Source organism: Polaromonas sp. P5_D5, assembly GCF_054049435.1.
In genome coordinates this window covers 516023-537641 of record NZ_JBFUMJ010000002.1, presented here as the reverse complement: position 1 = coordinate 537641, position 21619 = coordinate 516023, and the positions used below count along the sequence as shown (strand labels likewise).

The window sequence follows — 21619 nt, the reverse complement described above, 5'->3', positions numbered from 1 at the left end:
CGCCCTCACTTCGCAGCAGAAGCTGCGGAAACGGCAGCCGGCGCCGTGACAGGGGCCGCGGGCACCACAGGTGTTGCTACGGAATTAATAGCTGTTTGCGCAGGACTGGCACCGGCTACAGCCACACTCGGCTGGTAAATACTGACTTTCTGGCCCGGTGAGAGCACATGCACGCCGGCGCTGACCACCATCATCCCGGGCTGCAGCCCGGAAGCCACCACCACGTCGTTGCCGTCTGCCGTGGCAACCTGAATGAGTTGCGGCTTGACGGTCATGGTGGCCTTGTCAACCACCCATACCGCCGTGGCCTTGCCTTCCTGGCGCAGCGCCGTTGTCGGCAGCTTGATGACCGGCGCACCCACCACGCTGCCGGCCTGCGGCACCACATACACCGTGGCGCCCAGCGGCGGCGGTTCTTTCGCGTCAACAGAAACCTTGACGGTGTAGGTCCGCGTGACGGGGTCGTTGCTGGCCGCCACTTCGCGCACTTTTCCGGTCAATTCGGCGGTCTGGGACCACACGCGGATACTGACCGGCGAGCCGACCTTGATCGCCGCCACCTTGTCTTCGGGCACAGAGAACACCACATCACGCACACCATCCGCTGCAATCCGCACCACCGGCGCGCCGGCCGTCACGACCTGGCCCGGCTCGGCCTCGATGGCGGTGACGACACCTGACACGTCGGCGACCAGCGCCGCGTAGTTTGCCTGGTTGCCCTGCACTGCCAGCTGGGACTGGGCTTGCTCCAGTTGCGCCTGGGCCGCCTTCAGCGTGGTTTCACGGCGCTCAAGCTCGGCACCGCTGATGAAGTTCTGCTCTTTCAGCTCCCTGTAGCGCTTGAAATCGGCAGCAGCAAGGTCGCGGTTGGTGGCCGCAGCTGCCACCTGCGCACGGGCTGCATCGGCCGCGAGCTTGTAATCCTGGGGATCGAGGTTGGCAAGCACTTGCCCGGCCTTGACGCGCTGGCCCAATTCAGCCTGCCGCTTGATGATCTTCCCCGCAACCCGAAAGCCGAGCCTCGATTCCACCTGGGCGCGGACCTCGCCAGCATATTCGTGGCTCGATGAAAAGGCGTTGGTCCCGACAGTGATCACCTTGACGGCGCGAACCGGCTCTTCTGGCGGGGCGGGTTTGGAACAGGCTGCCAGCAGGACGGCGGCGCCCACCAGGGAGAAAACGGTTTTGTTCATGATCTGATCGGGATGAAACCCGCTTGGATGGCAGGGTAAAAAATGAGCCTGGAAAAGAGTCAGGAAGCTGCTACTGACTGACCGGTTAGTAATCTAGGGTAATTGCCAGGGCTTGTCAAGCGACAATCGCCCGCATGACCCAAGGCTCCCAATCGCCAGCCACCCTGACGCCGTCTCTGCAGGGTGTGGCGCACTATGAAAACTTCCCGGTGGCTTCGCTGCTGTGCCCACCGCGCCTGCGCCCGCCCATCGCGGCGATTTACTGGTTTGCCCGCACGGCGGATGACATCGCCGATGAAGGCGATGCCCCGCCGCAAGCACGCCTGGATGACCTGGCGGCCTACCGCGCCGACCTGGTGGCCACCTCCACAGGCCTGGCGCCCTCGTCTCGCTGGGCGCCGGTGTTTGCACAGCTGGCGCCCATGATGGCGGAATTCCAGCTGCCGGTAAACCTGCTGGCTGACTTACTCAGCGCTTTTGAGCAGGACGTCGTCAAGCAGCGTTATGCCGATGAGGCCGAACTGGCCCATTACTGCAACCGCTCGGCCAATCCCGTGGGCCGGCTGCTGCTGCACCTGTACGGCATCCATGACGCCGCCTCGCTGCACATGAGCGACTGCATTTGCACCGCCCTGCAGCTCATCAACTTCTGGCAAGACCTCAGCGTGGACATTCCGCGCGGGCGTATTTACCTGCCGGCCGATGCCTGGACTCGCCACGGCGTTGACGAAGCGCAGCTGCTGGCGCTGGATGCCAACCCCTCTACTATCAATTTGATAGCTGCTTGCGCACGCTCTGCAAGGGCCACGATGCTAAAAGGCTTGCCACTCACAAAAAAAATACCGGGCCGCGGCGGCTGGGAGCTGCGCCTGGTGGTGCAAGGCGGGCTACGCATCCTTGAGAAGATCGAGTCCCAGGGATTCAATACCCTGCAGCGGCGCCCCAAGCTCGGCCCCCGGGATGTGCTGGTGATGGGCTGGCGTGCGCTATTCATGTAGGCAAACAACCGGATCTCACCAGGACGGACAGATCCATCAACAAACCCACAGGAAGCCACATGGCAACGCCACCGGTAAAACTGCCGCCCTCGGGCCTCTATCGCGCGCTGGTGTGGGGCCTCTTTCTCTTTTGCACCAGCTTCGCGCTGATCGGCGGCGTCATTGCAGAGCAGGCCCTGGCCGCCCTCAATTGCCAATTCCATGCAGACCCGCGAGCCGGAACGTGTTCCTTCCTCCAGAACGCGTTGGCCTCAAGGCTCACACCCTTTTTGTCTGCAGAGACGCCGCTGGACTACCCCTTCATGCTGCTGCGCAGTTTCTGGGGGCTCATCCTGGCCTGGCTGGTTGCCATCGGCTGGAGCCGCCATGCCGCCCAGAACCCCCGCAAGCCCGTGACCACTTCGCGTGCGCCTGTCCCGGCAGCAATTTCCTTCCGGCGGGCCTTGCACCGTTTTCTGCAATCCAGCTTCTGGATTCTGCTGCTGGGGTTGATTGCGTTTTGCATCGCCTTCGGCACGCCCTTCCTGAGCACGTATGTATCGCGCGAAATACTGCAGGCCCTCGGATGCAATCCGGGCAGCTTCGATCCCCTGGTATCGGCCTGCATGTCCAGGCCTGGTTTCTGGACACCGCGGCTGCAGCCGTTCCTGCTGCCCTTGCTGGGTCAATTAGGCTCTCCGCTCTGGCTCTTCTGGCAATTCGGCGATGTATTGATCGTCTGGGTCGTCCTGATTGCCTTGGTGCTTGCGCTGAAGCTTTACGTCGCCGAACGCACTGCCCCCAAAGCATCCTGATACCCATCCGGCCAACAAGTCCCATGTGACAATTACCGTATGACGCCTGAGCAATATGTCCAGCAAAAAGCCGCCGCATCCGGCAGCAGTTTCTATTACGCCTTCCTGTTTTTACCCAAGGAACGGCGCGCCGCCATCACCGCGTTCTACGCCTTTTGCCGCGAAATCGACGACGTCGTCGACGAAATCACCGACCCCGGTGTAGCGCGCACCAAGCTCGCCTGGTGGCAAGGCGAGGTGCTAAACGCCTATGCCGGCAACCCGACGCATCCGGTGATGAAAGCGCTGATGCCGCACGCCCCAACTTACCGCATCGAAGCGCGCCACCTGCAGGCTGTCATCGACGGCTGCCAGATGGACCTGGAGCAGAACCGCTACCTGGATTTTCCCGGCCTGCGGCAGTATTGCCACCTGGTGGCCGGCATCGTGGGCGAAGTGGCGGCGCGCATCTTCGGCCAGACCGACGAAGCCACCACCGCCTACGCGCACAAGCTCGGCCTGGCGTTCCAGCTCACCAATATCATCCGGGACGTCGGCGAAGACGCGATGCGCGGCCGCATCTACCTGCCCGTCAACGAGCTGCAGCAATTTGACGTGAAGGCGCATGAGGTCCTCAAGCGCCAGTACTCCGACCGCTTCAGCGCGCTGATGAAATTCCAGACCGACCGCGCGCTGGCACTTTACGACGAAGCGCTGGCCATGCTGCCCGAAGCCGACCGCCGCGCCCAGAAACCCGGCCTCATGATGGCCAGCATCTACCGCACCCTGCTGCGCGAAATCGCCGCCGACGGCTACCAGGTGCTGCACCAGCGCGTCAGCCTCACACCGCTGCGCAAATTCTGGTTAGCGTGGAAGACCCAGGCCTTCGGCAAGATCCAATGAGCCCCCACGCTCCCCACTTCGTGTGGTTCGCTGCCCCCCGCGGGGGCGCTGCGCCTGCGGTCTGGCAAAGCCAGTCCCGCGGCCCCGGCTGGTATGGAACTCGCGCAACCCCCGGCCTGCAAGCGTGCCCGTCATGAGAGTCGCCGTGATCGGCGCCGGCTGGGCCGGCTGCACTGCGGCTGTCGAGGCCACGCGCCTGGGTTATCAGGTCACGTTGTTTGAGGCCACCCGCGTCGCCGGCGGACGGGCGCGCCGCGTTGGCGGCACTGTGGCAGGCAAGCCGGTCGTGCTCGACAACGGCCAGCACATCCTGATTGGCGCATATGCCGAAACGCTGCGCCTGATGAAGGACCTGGGTGTCGACGCAGAAACTTCCTTGCTACGGCTGCCGCTGACATTGCGGTTTCCGGACGGCAGCGGCCTGAGGCTTCCGCAGCTGCCGGCGCCCTTCGATGCGCTGGCCGGCATCGTCCTGGCGCGCGGCTGGTCCTGGGCCGACAAACTCTCGATGCTCAAGGTCGCCGTCGGCTGGCAGCTCGCGAAATTCAAGTGCGATCCCGGCGTGTCGGTGGCCGACCTGTGCCGCGGCCTGTCATCCGGTGCCATGGCCTCATTGATCGAGCCCCTCTGCGTCTCGGCGCTGAACACGCCCGCTGAGCGGGCCAGCGGCCAGGTTTTCCTGCGCGTAATGCACGACTCGCTATTCTCGGAAAGCGGCGGCTCCAACCTCTTGCTGCCGCGCGCCGACCTCAGCGCGCTGCTGCCCGACGCCGCCCTGCGCTGGCTGGCGGCCCAGGGCAGCACCGTGCGGCTGGGCGCCCGCGTGCAATCCATTGCGCCTCTTGGTTCGAGCTGGGTGGTCAGTACGGACATCGGCGCGGCATTCGACTGCGTGGTGCTGGCCTGCCCGCCCCATGAAGCGGCGCGGCTTGTGGAAAGCAGCGGCCTGCAACCAGGCGACTGGCTGGCACAAGTGAAAGGCCTTCAACACGAAGCGCTGACCACGGTCTACGCCTGGGCGGCAGGCGTGCGCCTTGAGCAGCCCATGCTGTCCTTACGCGCCGATGCGACCGCACCCGCGCAATTTGTGTTCGACCGCGGGCAACTCGGCGGTCCCACCGGTCTGCTGGCTTTTGTGATCAGCGCCAGCACCGGCGACGGCGCGACGCTGGCTGCACAGGTGCTGGCACAGGCGGCCCAGCAGCTGGGCCTGGACACCCTGCAGGTGGTGCAAACCATCGTGGAAAAGCGCGCGACTTTTGCCTGCACGCCGGGCCTGCTGCGACCGGCAATCGACGTAGCACCAGGTCTTTATGCCTGTGGCGACTACATCGCCGGGCCTTATCCGGCCACGCTGGAGGGCGCCGTGCGCTCGGGGCTGGAAGCGGCACAGCGCCTGCATTGATCTGCCCCGGCACATCCGCGCTCCGCGGTCATTGCGGCCACGTCACCCGTATTGCTATCAATTAAATAGCTGTTTGCGCAAAGCCACAAAGGGTTTCAGGCACTTTTCGCCATCAACCTCACTGCACGGTACGCCGGACGCGCAAGACAGCGCTTGAGCCACTCGTCCACTGCCGGGCATTGCGCCATCAGACCGGCAGCACCCTGAATCCACGCCAGCACGGAAGCCACGCAGATATCGGCCGTCGTAAAGCGTTCACCCGCCAGGTAGCTGCGCGACTGCAAATGCTGCTCAAGCACCCGCAGTGGGCCCAGCAGATGCCGCTCGGCGTCCTCGGCCAACTGGGGCTTGCGGCGCTCTGCCGGCATCATGATGCGATGCATCAGGAACGCCAGGGCGTCTTTTTCGCACTCGGTCACCACCCAGAAGCTCCAGCGCAGGATGTCTGCCTGCTCCGCAGGGTTCTGTGCGGCAAGGCCTGGCGCATCGTTTTTTTTGAATCGCTCGGCCAGGTAAAGCACGCAGGCCATGGACTCCCAGACCAGAACCCCATCGTCGTCCACTACCGGGATGCGGCCGTTCGGGTTGATGGCGAGAAATTCCGGCGTGCGCGTGGCGCCACCCACATACGGCAACGCAACGTGCTCATAGGTCAGGCCCATTTCCTGCGCTGCCCACAGGGGGCGCGCTGCGCGTGAGGCAGCTGTGCCGTAGATTTTGAGTGTCATGGAAAGCGCCTCCTGAAAGTCAACCCGTTCAGCGCGGGAACAAATCGCACAGCTCGGTCAGCGTGGTCACTGTTTCGTGCGGCACCGCGGGGTGTGCCCACATCTGGTCGGAGCGATTCACCCACACCGTCTGCATGCCGCAATTAAGCGCGCCCAGCACGTCCAGCGTGGCGTCGTCACCCACATGCAATACTTCCTGGGGCTGCACCTCCACGGCCCCAGCTGCCGCATGAAAAATGCGCGGGTCGGGCTTGCCCACACCGAACTGCTGGGCGCTGATGGCCGCCCGGAAATAGCGGCCTATACCGATTCGTTCGACGTCCGCGTTGCCGTTGGAAACCGCCACCAGCGGGTAACGCCCGGACAGGAATTCCAGCGCCAGCACCGCGTCTTCAAACAAGGTGACCCGGTTGCGCTCTTCAAAGAAGACGTTGAACGCGGCTTCCGCCAGCAACGGGTCTTCGCCGGAGCGGTACAGCGCCACCCGTATCGCCTCCCGGCGTATCGCGCTCAGGTTGTATTTGAGCTCCGGGCGCGAGCGTGTGACGTGCTCCCGGATCTCATGGCGCGCCGCCGGATTGGAGAACAGCGCCGCGGTCATCGGTGCATGCTGGCTGAGCCAGTCGTCCAGTGCTTTCTCGGCCCTTTCAATGGCAGGCCAGATGGGCCACAGGGTGTCATCGAGGTCAAGTGTGATGGCTTTTATGGTGGACAGGTCAAGCATAGGCAGCGTCAATGGGATAGGCGAGAATAACCCATGTCTTTTCGCTCGCGCATCCTCACACCTTTCAACCCTGAGCCCCCCTTCACGCACGGTGCAGCGCCGGCCACGCCCACGGCCTGCGGCACGGCCGTCCTGCTCTGCAACCTGGGTACGCCCGATGAGGCGACGGCACCGGCATTGCGCCGCTACCTCGCGGAGTTTTTAAGCGACCCGCGCGTGGTGGAGATCCCCAGAGCGCTCTGGTGGCTGATCCTGCACGGAATCATCCTGCGCGTGCGGCCCAAAAAGTCCGCGGCCAAGTACGCCAGCATCTGGATGAAGGAAGGCTCGCCGCTGCGGGTGTGGACGCAAAAGCAGGCTGTCTTGCTGCGCGGTTACCTGGCAGTGCGCGGACTGCCCGTCGAGGTGCGTTACGCCATGCGTTACGGCCATCCATCCATCGCCTCGCAGCTTGACCAGCTCAAGGCCGACGGCGTCATGCGCATCCTCATCCTGCCGGCCTATCCGCAATACAGCGGCACCACCACCGCCAGCGTCTTTGATGCGGTCTACACCTGGGCGGCGCGCATACGCCGCATCCCCGAGTTCCGCTTTGTCAACCACTACCACGATCATCCCGGTTATATCAGCGCGCTGGCGGCACGCGTGCGCGAACACTGGCGCACCGCCGGCCGCGGCGAACAACTGGTGATGAGTTTTCACGGCGTACCCGAACGCACCCTGAAGCTGGGCGACCCGTATCACTGCGAATGCCATAAAACCGCCCGGCTGCTGGCCACCCAACTGAACCTGCAGCCTGCGCAGTACAAGGTGACCTTCCAGTCGCGCTTTGGCAAGGCCAAATGGCTTGAGCCGTACACCGAGCCCACACTGGTGGCCCTGGCAAAGGCAGGTGTCGGGCGCGTCGATGTAATCTGTCCCGGCTTTACCGGCGACTGCCTCGAAACGCTGGAGGAAATCAACATGGAAGCCCGCGAGGCTTTCCTGCACGCGGGCGGCAAGGAGTTCAGCTACATCCCCTGCCTGAACGACAGCCATGAATGGATTGCGGGGCTTGCCGAGCTGGCGCAGCAGCATCTTTCAGGCTGGCCGGCAGCCGGTGCAGACACCGCGGAATTGGCCAGCACACGCCAGCGCGCGCGGGCCCTGGGCGCCACCCAATAAGCCATATTCCTTGCGGTGGCTATCAAGCCTTGAGCTTGAGCAGCTGCATCATCAGCTGTGTGGTCTTGGTATCAAAGTCGATAAAGTTGGTGAGGTCAGCCCCGGACAGCCAGGACTGCTCCCAATAACTTTCCTTGAGCGTTTTTTTCCAGAGCTCATAGGCCAGCGACGCCTTGACGCCTTCAACCATCTCCGACTGGCGCGCGGGCGTGACGCCCTGGCCGGTGAAGACAGCCCGCCAGTTCGCCATGTCCAGATCCAGCCCCTGCTCACGCACGGACCGCACACCGTAGCTTGTCTTCTTGGATGACACACCCACCGCGCGCAGCTTGCCGCTGGCCAGTTCTGCGCTGAAAGTTCCGTATCCGGAAACGCCGGCCATCGCCTTGCCGGTCAATACCGCATCCACCAGCTCAAAATTGCGGGCAAAGGGCAGGTACACCGGGTCTTCAGGGCGGCTACCGGCCGACTTGGCCAGCAGGCCGGCGAACACGTGGTCCACACCCCCAACAGAACCAATCGCCATGGGCGTCAGCCTGGGGCTGGTGCGCAGGCGCTCAGCCAGTTCGTTGACGGTCTTGATGGGCGAGTTGCCAGCGACCACCACCACCAGGTAGTCACTGGTCAGGCGGGCCACCGGGCGGAGCCGGGTCAGGTCCACGGCTGGTTTTTGCAAAGCCACTGCGCCGACCAGGTTGCTGTCGCCCATGAAAAGCGCATTGGGATCGGAGCCGTACTTGCCGGCATACCAGGCCAGCCCCGTGGTGCCGCCGTTGCCCTCCTTGTTTTCGTATTCAATCTCGTCGCTCAGGCCCAGACCGACCAAGGCATCGCCGAGGGCACGGCCCGCTTCGTCCAGCGTGCTGCGCGAGGCGGCTGGTATGACGATGCGCAACCTGGGCGCAAGCTTGCCCTTCACGGCAGCCTGTGCCCACAAGGGTGCAGGGACAACGCCGGCGGCAGCTGCGCCCAGGCAAGAGAGCCCACCGAGAAAAATACGTCGTCGAACAGTCGGCATGAGATTCTCCAGCGGTGGTGGCATGTATCAGGCAACAGGCCGGCATTTGCCGGCTTCCCCAGCAGGTACAGCACTTTCCATGCCATCCATCAGATGGATGCCGGAGAAAGAAAAGGGGTGACCCACGCGGTCGCCCCTTCCGAAAACCCTGCCGCAGAGTGTCAGGCTTTGAGCTTGAGCAGGTGCACCATGACTCGCGAGGTCGTCAGGTCAAAGTCAATGAAGCTGGCAAAACCGGGCCCCGAGAGCAGCGAAGAGTCCCAGTGGTTCTGCTTCAGTGTTTTTTGCCAGGACTCATACCCTGCGGCGGCTTTCACCGCTTCGACCATTTCGGCCTGGCGGGCGGGTGGCACGTTTTGGCCGGTAAACACGCCACGCCAGTTGGCCATGTCCACATCGAGCCCCTGCTCGCGAATCGAGGGAATGCCAAAAACCGTGCGCTTGGACGACACGCCAATGGCACGCAATTTTCCGCTGGCGAGTTCATCGCTGAACTCGCTGTAGCCCGATATGCCGGCCACTGCCTTGCCACCCAGCACAGCCTGCACCACCTCGGCACCGCCGGCGAAAGGCAAATACACCAGTTCTTCCGGTTTGCTTTGGGAGGCTCGGGTCAACACCCCTGCAAACACGTGGTCCACACCACCGGCCGACCCGCCGGCGATCGGCACGTCTTTGGGGTTGGTGCGCAGCCGGCTGGCAAGATCGGCAACGGTACGGATCGGCGAGCTGGCAGCCACCACCACCACGAGGTAGTCACTGGTCAGGCGGGCTATCGGCTGGATGCGAGTCATGTCGACCGCGGGTTTTTGCAAGGCAACCGCGCCCACCATGACCATACCGCCCATCAACAGGGTGTTGGGATCGTTGCCGTATTTTTCGGCGTAATAAGCTAGGCCGATGGTGCCGCCCTTGCCGCCCTTGTTTTCGTATTCAATCTCGTCAGCGGCGCCGACACCCAGCAAGGCCGTACCCAGCGCACGGCCGGTCTGGTCCCAGCCCCCGCCGGCGTTGGCCGGTATCACAATGCGCAGTTTCGAAGTTAGTTTGGCGGCCTTACCTTTTGGAGAAGCGACAGCTGCCGCTGCCTTGGCGGATTGCGCCAATGCAGGGAATGTACTGCCCAATGTGGTCAGGCCCAACCCGGCGAGCCCACCCAATGCGGTGCGTCGTTTGATGTTCAGCATGTCATCTCCTTTTAGTAATAAAACTCAACTTGCAGGTTTTTTCGCCTTCCAGTATTTAGCCATACGCGGAAGCACCAGCACCGCAACCACAATCACGACCAGCGTGATCGACATGGGGCGCTGGAAAAACACGGCGGGGCTGCCTTCGCCAATCGACATGGCATTGCGCAATTGAGCCTCAGCCAGCGGGCCAAGGATCATGCCCACCACCACAGGGGCGGTCGGAAAGTCAAAGCGTCGCATCAGCACACCGAGCAGGCCGATGGCGTACAGCAAAAAGAGGTCGAATGCACTTTGCCGCATGCCGTATGCGCCCACCGTCGCAAAAATCAGGATACCCGCGTACAGCTGCGGTTTGGGAATTTTCAGCAGTTTGACCCACAGGCCCACCATGGGCAGGTTCAGCACCAGCAGCATCACGTTGCCGATGTAAAGCGAAGCAATCAGCGCCCACACCAGGGCGGCTGACGTGGTGAACAGTTGCGGACCGGGCTGGATGCCGTAGTTCTGGAACGCGCCCAGCAAGATCGCCGTGGTGTTGGAGGTCGGTATGCCCAATGTGAGCAGCGGGATCAGCGCAGCCGTCACGGTCGCATTGTTGGCAGCCTCGGGGCCGGCCACGCCTTCGATGGCGCCTTTGGTGCCGAACTCCGCACTGTGCGGCTGGTTTTGGGCCAGCTTCTTTTCCGTTGCATAGCTCAGGAAGGTCGGGATCTCGGTGCCGCCCGCCGGGATGCACCCGAAGGGCGTGCCGATGGCCGTGCCACGCAACCAGGCGGGGATCGACCGCTTCCAGTCCGCCTTGGTCATGTGCACGCGGCTGAGCTTGTTCTGCTCTTCCACCATGCGGCCTTCATACAGCACCCCATAGAGCACTTCGGCAACCGCAAAGAGGCCCACCGCCACCAACACGATTTCAATGCCGTCCAGCAGTTCCGGGATGCCGCCGGTATAGCGCCCCTGGCCGGAGATCTGGTCGAGTCCCACGCAGCCTGCGGCCAGGCCGACCAGCAGCGCCGTCATTCCGCGCAAGGTGCTTTTGCCCAACACCGCACTCACCGTGGTGAAGGCCAGCAGCATCAAGAGGAAGTATTCCGGTGGACCCAGCTTGACTGCGAACTCGGCCACAAAAGGCGCAAACAGCGTGACGATGACGGTGGCAATGGTGCCTGCCACAAACGAGCCGATAGCAGCCGTGGCCAGTGCCGCGCCCGCGCGCCCGCTCTTGGCCATCTTGTTACCCTCCATGGCCGTCACCATGCTGGCGGTTTCGCCAGGCGTGTTCAGCAGGATGGACGTGGTCGATCCGCCATACATCGCGCCGTAGTAAATGCCTGAGAAGAAGATCATCGAGGCCGTGATATCGACCTTGCCGGTAATGGGCAGCAGCATCGCCACCGCCACCGCCGGGCCGATGCCGGGCAGCACACCCACCGCCGTGCCGAGAGCACAACCCACCAGACACCAGAGCAAATTAACCGGCGTGATCGCTGTCGCGAAACCCGCCATCAGGGCATTGAAAATATCCATCAGATCCACCCCGTGCTGGTCAGGCCCGGCAGATTAATCGCCAGGAATTTCGTGAACATCCAGAACACCGGCGCAGAAATCGCGAAACCCACCCCAAAATCGGTGACCCAGGTAAGCGGCGCATTGACGCTTGCCTGGCCACCCGCACGGCGCAGGCCTTGCACAGCCAGCAAATAACACAGCGTGCAGCTCAGAATAAAACCGATGGTGGTGATGAGGGCGGCATTAAGCAACAAGCCCGCCGAGACCCATACAAAACCCGGCCAGTAGGCCTGCGCCGCACCCGAAGGCAGGTCCAGGTCCCGAAAGCCGCCACTGCGCGCCTCCCAGATGATGAAGGCGCCACAAATGGCGAGGCCCACCGACACCACCCAGGGCAGGAAATTGGGGCCTACACCGCCATAACCTGCCTCGGAAGAAATGCTGATCGCACCAAAGGCCAGCGCCAGGCCGGTCAGCAGCACACCGGCACCGACCAGAGTTTGCGGCCAGACGGCCGAGGGATCTGAAGTTGTCATCGTTATAGTTCCCGAAAGGCGGGGAAGGTTGGCCAGACATGAGCAGTCTGGGGGCACGCGGGCCTTTCGTCAAATTTTCATCAAATTTGACGGCGCCGCGTGCCGCTGATACGCGAAAGCGTGGGGGGCGTAAAAACGCCGAAGATCAGACCATGCCGGACTTGACCATCGTGGCGCGCAGCGCCGCAAAGTCGTCATCCACGAACTTGGCAAATGCCTCGCCCGTCAGGACTGCGGGAGTCCAGTCGTTCTTCTTGACGGCTTCGGCCCAGGCCGGCGACTTGAGCGCGGCCAGCACCATGTCGGTCAGGGCCTTGCGCTGTGCGTCCGTGATGCCAGGCGCACCGTAGACCCCGCGCCAGTTGCCGATTTCGACGTCAATGCCCTGCTCCTTGAGCGTCGGCACATCCACACCGGGCAGGCGCTTGCCCGAGGTCACGGCAATGGCCTTCATCTTGCCGGCCTTGATGTACTCGGCAAATTCGCTGTAGCCGCTGCCGCCCACTGTGACGTTGCCGCCCAGGATGGCAGCCGTGGCTTCGCCGCCGCCGCGGAAAGCCACATAGTTGATCTTCGAGGGATCGGCACCGACCTTCTGCGCGATCATGGCCGCTGCGATGTGCTCGGTGGAGCCGCGCGAACCGCCGCCCCACTTCACACTGCCGGGGTCTTTCTTGAGCTGCTCGACCACGTCCTTCATGGACTTGAATGGCGAGTTGGCAGGCAGCACAAACACGTTGTATTCGCTGGACAGGCGTGCAATCGGGGTGGCTTGCGACAGGCTGACCGGCGGTTTGCCGGTGATCAGGCCACCCAGCATGACGGCGCCCATCACCATCAGTGCGTTGGGGTCGCCCTTGGAGCCGTTGACGAACTGGGCCAGGCCCAGTGCGCCGGCGGCGCCGCCCTTGTTGTCATAGGTCACGGTATCGGCGGCCTTGGAGTCCGTCAGGGCCTTGCCCAGGGCACGGCCCGTGGTGTCCCATCCGCCGCCGGGATTGGCGGGAATCATCATCTTGACGTTGGCCGCGGCAAAAGCCGGCAGGGGCAAGGCGCCCGCAGCCGCCATGGCTGCCAGGGATTTGAGAAAGGTATCGCGACGCATGAATGTCTCCTTGAAAATAGGATTGTGAAATTGTTGAGCTTGCCGGGCTGGCGAAGGCATCCAGCCGATCACGGGCTTATCATGCGCTTCGTTTCTGTCAAACGGCTGTCCGGAAGCATTGGGGAAAGTGCTAATGTCTAGGGCCTGTTAACACTATGTTTGCAAATGCGAATGGGGTGAGAAAGCCGCCAATCAAGGCGCGTGACGACGCCCAGACCTTCGTCTGGGCTAGGAGCGCAACGCCGAGTGGCGGCTTTCTCACCCCATTCCCTCCGGGTTGCGATCAAAAAAGCCTTGCGCGGCGTTGCAAAGCCTTGACGGGGTCCACCCCGCCTGCGTTTTGCGCCTTGCTCAAGGCCTTTTTGACTCGCAACGCATCTTGCAAACATAGTGTTAACAGGCCCTAACATGTTGCCCCCCATGAAATTGTTACTGATCGAAGACGATGCCTCGATGCAGGCCGCGCTGCAGCGAGCACTGGGCCGCCGCGGCATGGAGGTTTTCAGCTGCACCGACGGCCGCCTGGCGCTGGCGCAATGGACGGACACCCAGCCCGATGTGGTGGTGCTGGACCTCAGCCTTCCCGGGATGGACGGCTTGCAGGTGCTGGAACAGGCGCGCCTCAAGGGGCTGGCCACACCGGTGCTGATTTTGACCGCACGCGGCACGGTAGGTGACCGCATCATGGGCCTGAACACCGGGGCCGACGACTACCTGCCCAAACCCTTCGACCTGGACGAACTGGAAGCACGCCTGCGTGCCCTGAGCCGCCGGCGTGCGGCAACCGCCCTTCCCATGGAAAACGACGCCGGCGCACAGATCGTGGGCGAGTTGCGCTATGAAAAAGACAGCGGGGCCATCTACCACCGCGACCAGGTGCTGGAGCTGACGCCCCGTGAACTGGCGCTGTTGCAGGCACTGATCGCCAAACCCGGCCATGCAGTGTCAAAAGAGCGCTTGTTCGAGCTGGTGTTTCCCGGCGAGGCGGACGTGCAATACGAGGCGGTGGAAGTGGTGGTGTACCGCCTGCGCAAGAAACTGGCGCAAACCGGCGTCACGCTGGTCACGCTGCGCGGCCTGGGCTATTTGTTGAAAGTGGATGCATGAGCTCCCCGCAGCCGCGACAGGACGTTCAGGCAGTTCCCCCCGCAGCACCCGAAACAAAACCCGGCGCAAGCGCCATCTCCCTGCGCAGATACCTGCTCATCGGCATTCTTTTGCCGGTGGGCCTGCTGGTAGTGGCCAACACCTTCAGCCTGTACCAGCAGGCATTGGGCGCGGTGAACACGGCTTATGACCGTACGCTGCTGGCTTCTGCCAAATCCATCGGCGAGCAGCTCGATGTTACGGGCTACGACGAGCAGTCCGAGCTGCGCGTCACAGTGCCCTACGCGGCGCTGGAAGCTTTTGAAGCTGACAACCAGAGCCGGCTTTTTTACCGGGTCTCCAGCCTCGGCGGCAGCATGGTGTCCGGTTTTTCGGAGTTGCCGTTCTGGCACGGGCGCATCCCGGCACGGCCCCCCTATTCGGCGCTGGTGGATTTTTATGACGACGTCTTCATGGGCGACGATGTGCGGGTCGCGGTTCTGCTCCAGCCCGTGTCCAGTGCAAAAGGCCGCGCCATGGCGGTAATCCAGGTGGCCGAAACCCTGGAACTGCGCAAAACACTGGCCCGCAAAATCCTGTTCGACACGTTGTGGCGCCAGGCCCTGCTGCTGGCGGTGATCGCCTTGGTGGCGATCGTCGTGGTGCAGCGCGCCACCCGGCCCGTACGGCGCCTCAGCGCCGAGCTGCAGGCCCGTCCCGAAGGCGACCTGACGGCAATTACCGCGCCCGATGCGCCCCGCGAACTTCTGCCGCTGGTGGATGCCACCAACGAGGTCATGGGCCGGCTGCAGCACCTGCTGGACAACCAGAAGCGCTTTGTCCGGGATGCGGCCCACCAGCTGCGCACACCGCTGGCGGTGCTCAAGGTACAGGTGCAATCCGCACTGCGCGGCGACATGGATGCCCGTGACGCGCTGGCGGAAATCAACCAGACGGTGGACCGCGCCACCGTCCTGGCCAACCAGATGCTGGCGCTGGCCAAGGTGGAGCAATTGCGCCAGCAGGCTGACCTGCAGGCCATCGACCTGGCGCAGGTGGTGCGCTCTGTGGCGCTGGACCTCTCGCCCCTGATTGCCGAGAAAGACATCGATTTCGAGATAGAAACCGTGCCGGCGCGCGTCACATCGCATGAATGGATGCTGGGCGAACTCACGCGCAACCTGCTGCACAACGCCATCAAGCATACGCCGGCCGGCGGCACGCTGACGGTGCGCATTGTGCGCGATGCAAGCGTTGTCGCCATGACCATCAGCGACAGCGGGCCGGGGGTGTCGGCAGAGTTGTCGGCGCGGCTCTACCAGCCTTTTTCCGCAGGCAACGTGCGCCACGGCTCCGGGCTGGGCCTGGCCATTTGCCGCGAGATCACCGAAACCATGCATGGCAGCATTACGCTGGAAAACCGCGTCGTGCACGGCCGTGTGACGGGCCTGGACGCCACGGTACGCCTGCCCACGACGTGAGAACCTGTTCACGATCCAAACGCGGCGCGATCCTACACAGCGCCCCATGCCTTGGTACAGAATAGGCCCCAATGGACAAATTGCGAATCGACAAGTGGCTGTGGGCCGCCCGCTTCTACAAGACCCGCGCCCTGGCAGTGGAAGAAATTGACAAGGGCCGCGTACGCATCAACGGCATCGAAGCCAAGCCCGCGCGTGAAGTCAAATCCGGCGACACCGTGACACTGCGGCAGGGCCCCTACACCCGTACCCTGATGGTGCGCGGCATCAGCAAGCTGCGAGGCGCAGCGCCGGTGGCCCAGCAGCTCTACGAAGAAACCGAAGAAAGCCTGCGCCTCAAAGCCGAGGCCGCCGAGCAGCGCCGGGTGGCAGCCGATCCGGCCGGCAGCCAGGAACATGGACGCCCCACCAAACGCGACCGGCGCACGCTCGACAAGGCCTGGGACAACCGCTGGAGCGCATCAGCCGATTGAGAGACTGGGAAACTGCCCCGTTTTCGCTATCATTTTTATAGCTACTCGCGCACGTTCCCATTGGACTAGAGGCCTATTTGATTCAAAAATTGGCTGTTCTGAGCCATGCAGGATGGTGATGAACGCTCAGGCATACGCTCGCTGCGCCAGCGCCCGCGCCAGCAGGGCCGCCGGATCCACCAGTTCAAGTGAATCCATGCCAGGCACCGCGCTGAGTGCCAGCGGAATCTCGGTGCAGCCCAGAACCAGCACTGAAAGACCGTGCCGCCCTGCAAGCGCGCTGGCCACGCCTGCAAAACATTCACGCGCCAAAGCCATGTTGCCGGCTTTCACGCCCTCATAGATGCCGCGCATCAGGCGTTCACGCTCTTCAACGGAAGGAATGTGGCATTGCAGCCCCGCCTGGCGCAAGGCCTGGTCGTAGAGGCCCGCCCGGTACGTACCCTCGGTCGCCAGCAAACCTACTTGCCCTACCCCGCGGCCGGCCAGGTTTTGCGCGACCTCACGCGCCACGTGCAGCACTTCAAGCTGGGGAAAGCGCTCCTGCAATTCGGCGTGCCACGCATGGGCCGTGTTGCACGCCACCGCGACAGTGGTGGCACCTAACGCGGCGAGTTTCCCCATTGCTTGCAACATGGGATCCAGGGGCTGATGGCCGCCCGGCCCCGGTGAACCCAGCGCGTTGCTGCGGTCCGGCACCGGCACCTGGGCCAGCCAGTGCTCGGGAAATGCCTGGTCAGACACGGGAATCTGCAGCGACCGCATGTGATCCGCGCACGCCTGGACAAACAGCCGCGCAAAGTCCGCGCCGGCCGCCGGGCCCATGCCGCCCAGGATGCCGACCACATGGGCTCTGTGCAGGGCCTGTCTTTCAGTGCTGCTCATGGCTCAAACTCCAAAACAAAATTCAAGGCGCGCACCCACCCACTGGCGCCAAAGGCTCCGGGTTGGGGATTTCTGGGGGAGGAGAAGCTGCGGACCCGATCGGGCGCGGCAGCTGTGAAAGCAGGACGGGGAGCGGCGCGCAGGCGCTCCCCGTCTGGTGCTTACATGGCCGGCTTGTCGCTCAGCGCCTTGAGGTTGGCCTTCAGCTCTTCGCTCATCGGCAGGTTCAGGTTCACGCCCTTTGGCGGGATGGGTGAGGTGAACCACTTGGCGTACATCTTGGCAAAGTCGCCGGACTTGATCAGGCGGATGATCGTGCCGTCCACCAGCTTCTTGAACTCAGGGTCGTCCTTGCGCAGCATGCAGGCATAGGGCTCCACCTGCAGCGAATCACCCACCACTTCCAGCGACGCCGGATTCTTGGAGTTGGCCATCAGGCCGAACAACAGGATGTCGTCCATGGCAAAAGCCAGGGCGCGATCGCTCTCGACCAGCAGCAGCGAATCGTCGTGGTCTTTGCCCAGGATGAGCTGCATGTCGAGTTTTTTGTCGGCGCTGTACTTGCGGATCACTTGCGCGTTGGTGGTGCCGGTCGTGCTGGCCACCGTCTTTTTGGCCAGGTCGGCGTAGTTCTTGATGCCGGATGATTTTTTGACCAGCAGGCGGGTGCCGGTATAGAAGTGGTTGATGGCAAATGCCACGTCCTTGCCACGCGCGCTGTTGTTGGTGGTCGAGCCGCACTCGAGGTCGTAGGTGCCGTTGACCAGCAAGGGGATGCGGTTTTGCGAGGTCACGGGCATGTAGGCGACTTCGAGATTGGGTTTTTTCACCTTCTTGCGAATGTCGTCAATGATGGCTTCTGTCAGTTCTGCCGAAAAACCCACCGAGGTTTTGGACCCGATCAGGTAGCTGAAAGGCACCGAAGCTTCGCGATAGGACACGGTGATCTTGTTGCTGTCGGCGATCTTTTTCAGGGTCGGCACCGTTTGCGCGCCGGCAGTGGTGGCCAGGCCGGCTGTCAGCAGCACGGCGGTCATGAGGATAGTGAATTTCATGCTTGTCCTTTCGGGGGGGGGGCGGTGGGTTGGTAGTTTCGGGAAGCTGGCATCGCTAGTGTAGGAACAGCAGCGTCTGGCGTGTCATTCATTTTCGCGGCAAACCCATGACCAAAACTCATGGTTTACCCAGAACCCCTTCTGCCACCCTTCGCAGGAGGGCATAACCACACGTCATAACCCTCGCGCATTCAGCATTGTTCAAACCGGCAGTGGCTGCGTAAAGTGGCGCTCTTTCAGGGAACAAAGAGGCTTCTATGCATGTGTGTGTGCTCGGTGCAGGAATCGTGGGACTGGCAACCGCCTACAGCTTGCGGCGGGCCGGCCACGAGGTGACAGTGGTGGACCGCGCCAGCCCCGGCAGCGGCGCCAGCGGCGGCAACGGCGCACAACTGAGCTACTCCTACGTGCAGCCGCTGGCAGATCCCGCTATCTGGCGGCAGCTTCCCAAGCTGCTGCTGTCGCCCTCTTCCCCGTTAAAACTACGGCCTCGCCTGGATGTGCGCCAGTGGTTGTGGGGCGCGCAGTTTCTGGCGGCCTGCAACAGCAAGACCTCACGCAACACCACCAGCCATTTGCTGTCGCTGGCGGCGCTCAGCCGCCAGTCTTTCGACGCGATGATGGCCGAAGAAAAACTGGATTGCGATTTCTCGGCCACGGGCAAGCTGGTGCTGTACGCCAGCGATGCCGCGTTCGCTGCAGCGCGCCGGCAGATGTTGCTGCAACGTGAACTGGGCAGTACCCAGGAGGCGGTCAGCGCCGACCGCTGCGTGGAGATCGAGCCCGCGCTCAAAAACCGCCACGGACAAATCGCCGGCGCCATCTACACACCAGGCGAGTGTGCGGCCGACTGCCAGAAGACCTGCGATGGCTTGTTCGCGGTGCTGCGCCGGGAAGGCGTGCGCTTCCTGCTGGACACACCCGTCGAGCAACTGGTTGTGCGCGGCAACCTGGTTGCAGCTGTCGCGACGCCGCAAGGCCATCTCGAAGCCGACCGCTATGTGATGGCGATGGGCGCCGGGTCTGCGCGCATGGCACGCGCGCTGGGTGTGCACCTTCCGGTCTACCCGCTGAAGGGTTACAGCATCACGGTGGACGTCGCACCTGGCGATGGCGCAGCACCGCAGGTGAGCGTGACCGACAGCGCCCGCAAGGTGGTATTTGCCCGCATCGGTTCGCGCCTGCGCGTGGCAGGCATGGCCGAGCTTTCGGGCTACGACACCGCCGTCGACCCGGCACAGATTGCTTCGCTGAAAGCGTCGACGCAGACAGTGTTTCCGGATTGCAGCCACTTTGAAACCCTGAACCCCTGGGCCGGCATGCGCCCTGCTACTCCCACCGGGCTGCCGGTCATTGGCACGCATGCCAAAGGCCCGGCCAACCTGTTGTTCAACACCGGGCATGGCGCCCTGGGTTTCACCCTGGCGTTCGGCTCTGCGCAGCGCATCAGCCGCATGCTGGAGCGCTGACCTTCAGGCTTTGCGCAACGCGGGAGTTGAAGCGCGCTGCGTCAGGGCTTGCTGAAAACACTTCACAAATGACCGCACGATGACCGAGCCAGGTTTGCCTGCGGGCAACAGCGCATTGATCGGCACCGGGATCAAGGGTTCCAGTTCCAGCAGGTCCACACGCGTCAGATCGGCGGACGCCGCTGTGCACGTGTCAATCACCGCAATGCCCAGCCCGTGGTGGGCCAGCGCCAGCGCCGAGTGGTAGGTCTGCACGGTGATATGGAATTCGAGGCCCACCCCTGCCTCGCGGCAGGCCTGGTTGAGGCTGCGGCCCACCGGGTCCATCACATCAAGCCCGACGACCGGTACCTTGGTGAGGTCCTCAAGCGTGACACTGCCACGCTTGACCAGGCGCGCAGGCAGCATGCCCTTGGGCGCCACGCACACCATGCGGCCGTCGGCCAGGTGTTCCTGTGCCAGCGCCGAATGCGCTGCCGGGCTGAAAAGGAAACCGACATCCCCCTCCTGCAACGCCAGTGCCGAAATAATTTGCGGTGAATGCAACGCCCGCACGGTAATGGCCACATCAGCATGTTTGACCCGAAAGAGCTTGATCGCGTGGGGCAGGATTTCGTAGCTGAGCGCCAGCACCGTCAGGATGCGGAGTTCCCTGGCGCTTTCGCCGGTTTTCAAGTTGGCCGCCAGGCGCTGCACTTCATCGAGCTGGGCAAACAGCCGCTCGATGTGCGGGTACAGCGTCAACGCTTCGGAGGTCGGCGTCAGCCGGCCCTTGCTGCGCTGGAAGAGGGCAAAACCCAGCTGCAGCTCGGCATGCTGCAGGATGCGGCTGACGGCGGGCTGGGTGACATTGATCAGGCGGGCCGCCCCGCTGACGCTGCCGGTGAGCATGACCGCGTTGAAGACTTCGATGTGGYGCAGGCGCATGGGTGATTCCGTGGTGCGTGTTCAGGCGGGATGGTGCAGGCTCGGCACAGCAATTATCGTGCGCAGCATGTGCGGGTGATCCAGTCACGAAAAACGCCCATGGCCCCGGTCACGCGCCGGGATTTGAGCCGGGTCAGCCAGTAACTGCCGTTTTCAATTTCCAGTGGAAACGGCCTTGCCAGGCGCCCTTCGTGCAGCTCTCGCGTAAACAGATTCACCGGGAGCAAGGCAACGCCGGCGCCCTGCGCGGCAGCTTCCGCCATGGTCAGGGACGAATCAAACACCGCCCCCCTGACCACCGGGCAGTCCACACCGGCCAGGGCAAACCAGCTCACCCATTCATCGGACCGGTAAGAGCGCAACAGCACCTCACCGGCCAGATCAGCAGGTTCTCGCAGACGGGAAGCCGTTACAGGAGAGCAAACGGGTGACAGCGGCGAGGGAAAAAGCAGGTCGGCTTCGGTGCCGTGCCATGCGCCGTCGCCAAAGCGTATGGCGTAGTCCAGGCCCTCGCCGGCCAGGTCCACGCGGTTGTTGTTGGTGAACAACCTGAAATCAACAAAAGGGTGGACCTGCTGGAACGCCGCCAGACGGGGGATCAGCCAGCCCACGGCAAAAGTCCCGACAGCCCCGACGCTCAGTACCTCCCTAAAGCGGCCATCGCGGAATTGCTCCAGCAACGCGCCGATGCGGCCGAACGATTCCGACAGCGCGGGCAACAGTGCCTGGCCCTCGTCGGTCAGGGCAAGGCCGCGCGGAAGCCGCCGAAACAGGGGAACGCCCATGCGTTCCTCCAGGTTTTTAACGTGCTGGCTGATCGCGGTTTGCGTGACGTTCAGCTCGTCTGCGGCCCGTGTAAAGCTCAGGTGGCGCGCGGACACCTCAAAGGCGCGCAAGGCGTTCAAAGGAAGATGCATCTGTTCAAGCCCAAGATTTACTTATGAGTTGCCTCGATTATTCCCGTTTGCCGGAATTGCAGCCCTTCAATATCGTTACC

Annotated in this window: 21 protein-coding genes; 9 read left to right on the top strand and 12 right to left on the bottom strand. The window is 63.2% G+C overall.

All coding sequences use genetic code 11. The features are described from left to right. Positions 1-5 precede the first annotated feature (5 nt). On the bottom strand, positions 6-1193 hold the full coding sequence (locus ACXJKE_RS09250; protein WP_457280295.1) for an efflux RND transporter periplasmic adaptor subunit: 1188 nt from the start codon (positions 1191-1193) through the stop codon (positions 6-8). 134 nt (positions 1194-1327) lie between these two features. Here ACXJKE_RS09250 and hpnC point away from each other — a divergent pair, with 134 nt between their 5' ends. The 4 genes from hpnC (at position 1328) to hpnE (ending at position 5272) form a co-directional block, all read left to right on the top strand. Beyond that, complete coding sequence (gene hpnC, locus ACXJKE_RS09245; protein ID WP_457280294.1) at positions 1328-2191, top strand: squalene synthase HpnC; 864 nt, start codon at positions 1328-1330, stop codon at positions 2189-2191. A gap of 59 nt (positions 2192-2250) precedes the next feature. After that, on the top strand, positions 2251-2985 hold the full coding sequence (locus ACXJKE_RS09240; protein WP_457280293.1) for a hypothetical protein: 735 nt from the start codon (positions 2251-2253) through the stop codon (positions 2983-2985). A 39-nt stretch (positions 2986-3024) separates the two neighbouring features. Continuing rightward, on the top strand, positions 3025-3867 hold the full coding sequence (hpnD, locus tag ACXJKE_RS09235; RefSeq protein WP_457280292.1) for a presqualene diphosphate synthase HpnD: 843 nt from the start codon (positions 3025-3027) through the stop codon (positions 3865-3867). Between the two features lie 133 nt (positions 3868-4000). Continuing rightward, positions 4001-5272 carry a hydroxysqualene dehydroxylase HpnE gene (gene hpnE, locus ACXJKE_RS09230; RefSeq protein ID WP_457280291.1) on the top strand — a complete coding sequence of 424 codons (1272 nt, stop codon included), beginning with the start codon at positions 4001-4003 and terminating at the stop codon, positions 5270-5272. 95 nt (positions 5273-5367) lie between these two features. Here the strand turns inward: hpnE and ACXJKE_RS09225 are convergent, their stop codons facing one another. Further along, positions 5368-6000 (bottom strand): glutathione S-transferase family protein, encoded by a 633-nt coding sequence (locus ACXJKE_RS09225; RefSeq protein WP_457280290.1) that lies wholly within the window; start codon positions 5998-6000, stop codon positions 5368-5370. A gap of 28 nt (positions 6001-6028) precedes the next feature. Continuing rightward, positions 6029-6724 carry an HAD family hydrolase gene (locus tag ACXJKE_RS09220; protein ID WP_457280289.1) on the bottom strand — a complete coding sequence of 232 codons (696 nt, stop codon included), beginning with the start codon at positions 6722-6724 and terminating at the stop codon, positions 6029-6031. Positions 6725-6757: 33 nt separating this feature from the next. Here ACXJKE_RS09220 and hemH point away from each other — a divergent pair, with 33 nt between their 5' ends. Continuing rightward, positions 6758-7888 (top strand): ferrochelatase, encoded by a 1131-nt coding sequence (hemH, locus tag ACXJKE_RS09215; RefSeq protein WP_457280288.1) that lies wholly within the window; start codon positions 6758-6760, stop codon positions 7886-7888. 22 nt (positions 7889-7910) lie between these two features. Here hemH and ACXJKE_RS09210 read toward each other — a convergent pair whose 3' ends face one another. From ACXJKE_RS09210 to ACXJKE_RS09190, 5 genes are all read right to left on the bottom strand, one after another. Then, positions 7911-8906: a Bug family tripartite tricarboxylate transporter substrate binding protein gene (locus tag ACXJKE_RS09210; RefSeq protein ID WP_457280287.1), complete on the bottom strand. Its 996-nt coding sequence runs from the start codon at positions 8904-8906 to the stop codon at positions 7911-7913. A gap of 161 nt (positions 8907-9067) precedes the next feature. Next, positions 9068-10093, bottom strand: a complete 1026-nt coding sequence (locus ACXJKE_RS09205; RefSeq protein ID WP_457280286.1) for a Bug family tripartite tricarboxylate transporter substrate binding protein — start codon at positions 10091-10093, stop codon at positions 9068-9070. Between the two features lie 24 nt (positions 10094-10117). Then, positions 10118-11623: a tripartite tricarboxylate transporter permease gene (locus ACXJKE_RS09200; RefSeq protein ID WP_457280285.1), complete on the bottom strand. Its 1506-nt coding sequence runs from the start codon at positions 11621-11623 to the stop codon at positions 10118-10120. Beyond that, the gene (locus ACXJKE_RS09195) at positions 11623-12141 is read right to left on the bottom strand and encodes a tripartite tricarboxylate transporter TctB family protein (RefSeq protein ID WP_457280284.1); all 519 of its coding nucleotides are present in this window, start codon (positions 12139-12141) and stop codon (positions 11623-11625) included. The genes ACXJKE_RS09200 and ACXJKE_RS09195 overlap by 1 nt, the downstream gene beginning before the upstream one ends. A 145-nt stretch (positions 12142-12286) precedes the next feature. Next, on the bottom strand, positions 12287-13246 hold the full coding sequence (locus ACXJKE_RS09190; RefSeq protein ID WP_457280283.1) for a Bug family tripartite tricarboxylate transporter substrate binding protein: 960 nt from the start codon (positions 13244-13246) through the stop codon (positions 12287-12289). A gap of 408 nt (positions 13247-13654) precedes the next feature. Between ACXJKE_RS09190 and ACXJKE_RS09185 the strand changes: the two genes are divergently transcribed. The 3 genes from ACXJKE_RS09185 to ACXJKE_RS09175 all read left to right on the top strand — a co-directional run bounded on the left by ACXJKE_RS09185 (position 13655) and on the right by ACXJKE_RS09175 (position 16286). Continuing rightward, on the top strand, positions 13655-14353 hold the full coding sequence (locus ACXJKE_RS09185) for a response regulator (RefSeq protein ID WP_457280282.1): 699 nt from the start codon (positions 13655-13657) through the stop codon (positions 14351-14353). Beyond that, positions 14350-15813, top strand: coding sequence for a sensor histidine kinase (locus tag ACXJKE_RS09180; protein ID WP_457280281.1), 1464 nt, complete (start codon positions 14350-14352; stop codon positions 15811-15813). Before ACXJKE_RS09185 ends, ACXJKE_RS09180 begins: the two co-directional genes overlap by 4 nt. Positions 15814-15884: 71 nt before the next feature. Beyond that, complete coding sequence (locus ACXJKE_RS09175; protein WP_457280280.1) at positions 15885-16286, top strand: RNA-binding S4 domain-containing protein; 402 nt, start codon at positions 15885-15887, stop codon at positions 16284-16286. A 126-nt stretch (positions 16287-16412) separates the two neighbouring features. Here ACXJKE_RS09175 and ACXJKE_RS09170 read toward each other — a convergent pair whose 3' ends face one another. Then, positions 16413-17171, bottom strand: coding sequence for an aspartate/glutamate racemase family protein (locus tag ACXJKE_RS09170; RefSeq protein ID WP_457280279.1), 759 nt, complete (start codon positions 17169-17171; stop codon positions 16413-16415). Positions 17172-17332: 161 nt separating this feature from the next. Beyond that, positions 17333-18226, bottom strand: coding sequence for a transporter substrate-binding domain-containing protein (locus ACXJKE_RS09165; protein ID WP_457280278.1), 894 nt, complete (start codon positions 18224-18226; stop codon positions 17333-17335). A gap of 257 nt (positions 18227-18483) precedes the next feature. On the opposite strand from ACXJKE_RS09165, the gene ACXJKE_RS09160 reads away from it, so the two are divergent. Further along, the gene (locus tag ACXJKE_RS09160) at positions 18484-19695 is read left to right on the top strand and encodes a D-amino acid dehydrogenase (protein WP_457280277.1); all 1212 of its coding nucleotides are present in this window, start codon (positions 18484-18486) and stop codon (positions 19693-19695) included. Between the two features lie 3 nt (positions 19696-19698). Here the strand turns inward: ACXJKE_RS09160 and ACXJKE_RS09155 are convergent, their stop codons facing one another. Both ACXJKE_RS09155 and ACXJKE_RS09150 read right to left on the bottom strand, forming a co-directional pair. Then, entirely contained in the window at positions 19699-20622 is a 924-nt protein-coding gene (locus ACXJKE_RS09155) for a LysR family transcriptional regulator (protein ID WP_457280276.1), read from the bottom strand. A 53-nt stretch (positions 20623-20675) separates the two neighbouring features. After that, on the bottom strand, positions 20676-21539 hold the full coding sequence (locus tag ACXJKE_RS09150; RefSeq protein ID WP_457280275.1) for a LysR substrate-binding domain-containing protein: 864 nt from the start codon (positions 21537-21539) through the stop codon (positions 20676-20678). Positions 21540-21619: the final 80 nt, after the last annotated feature.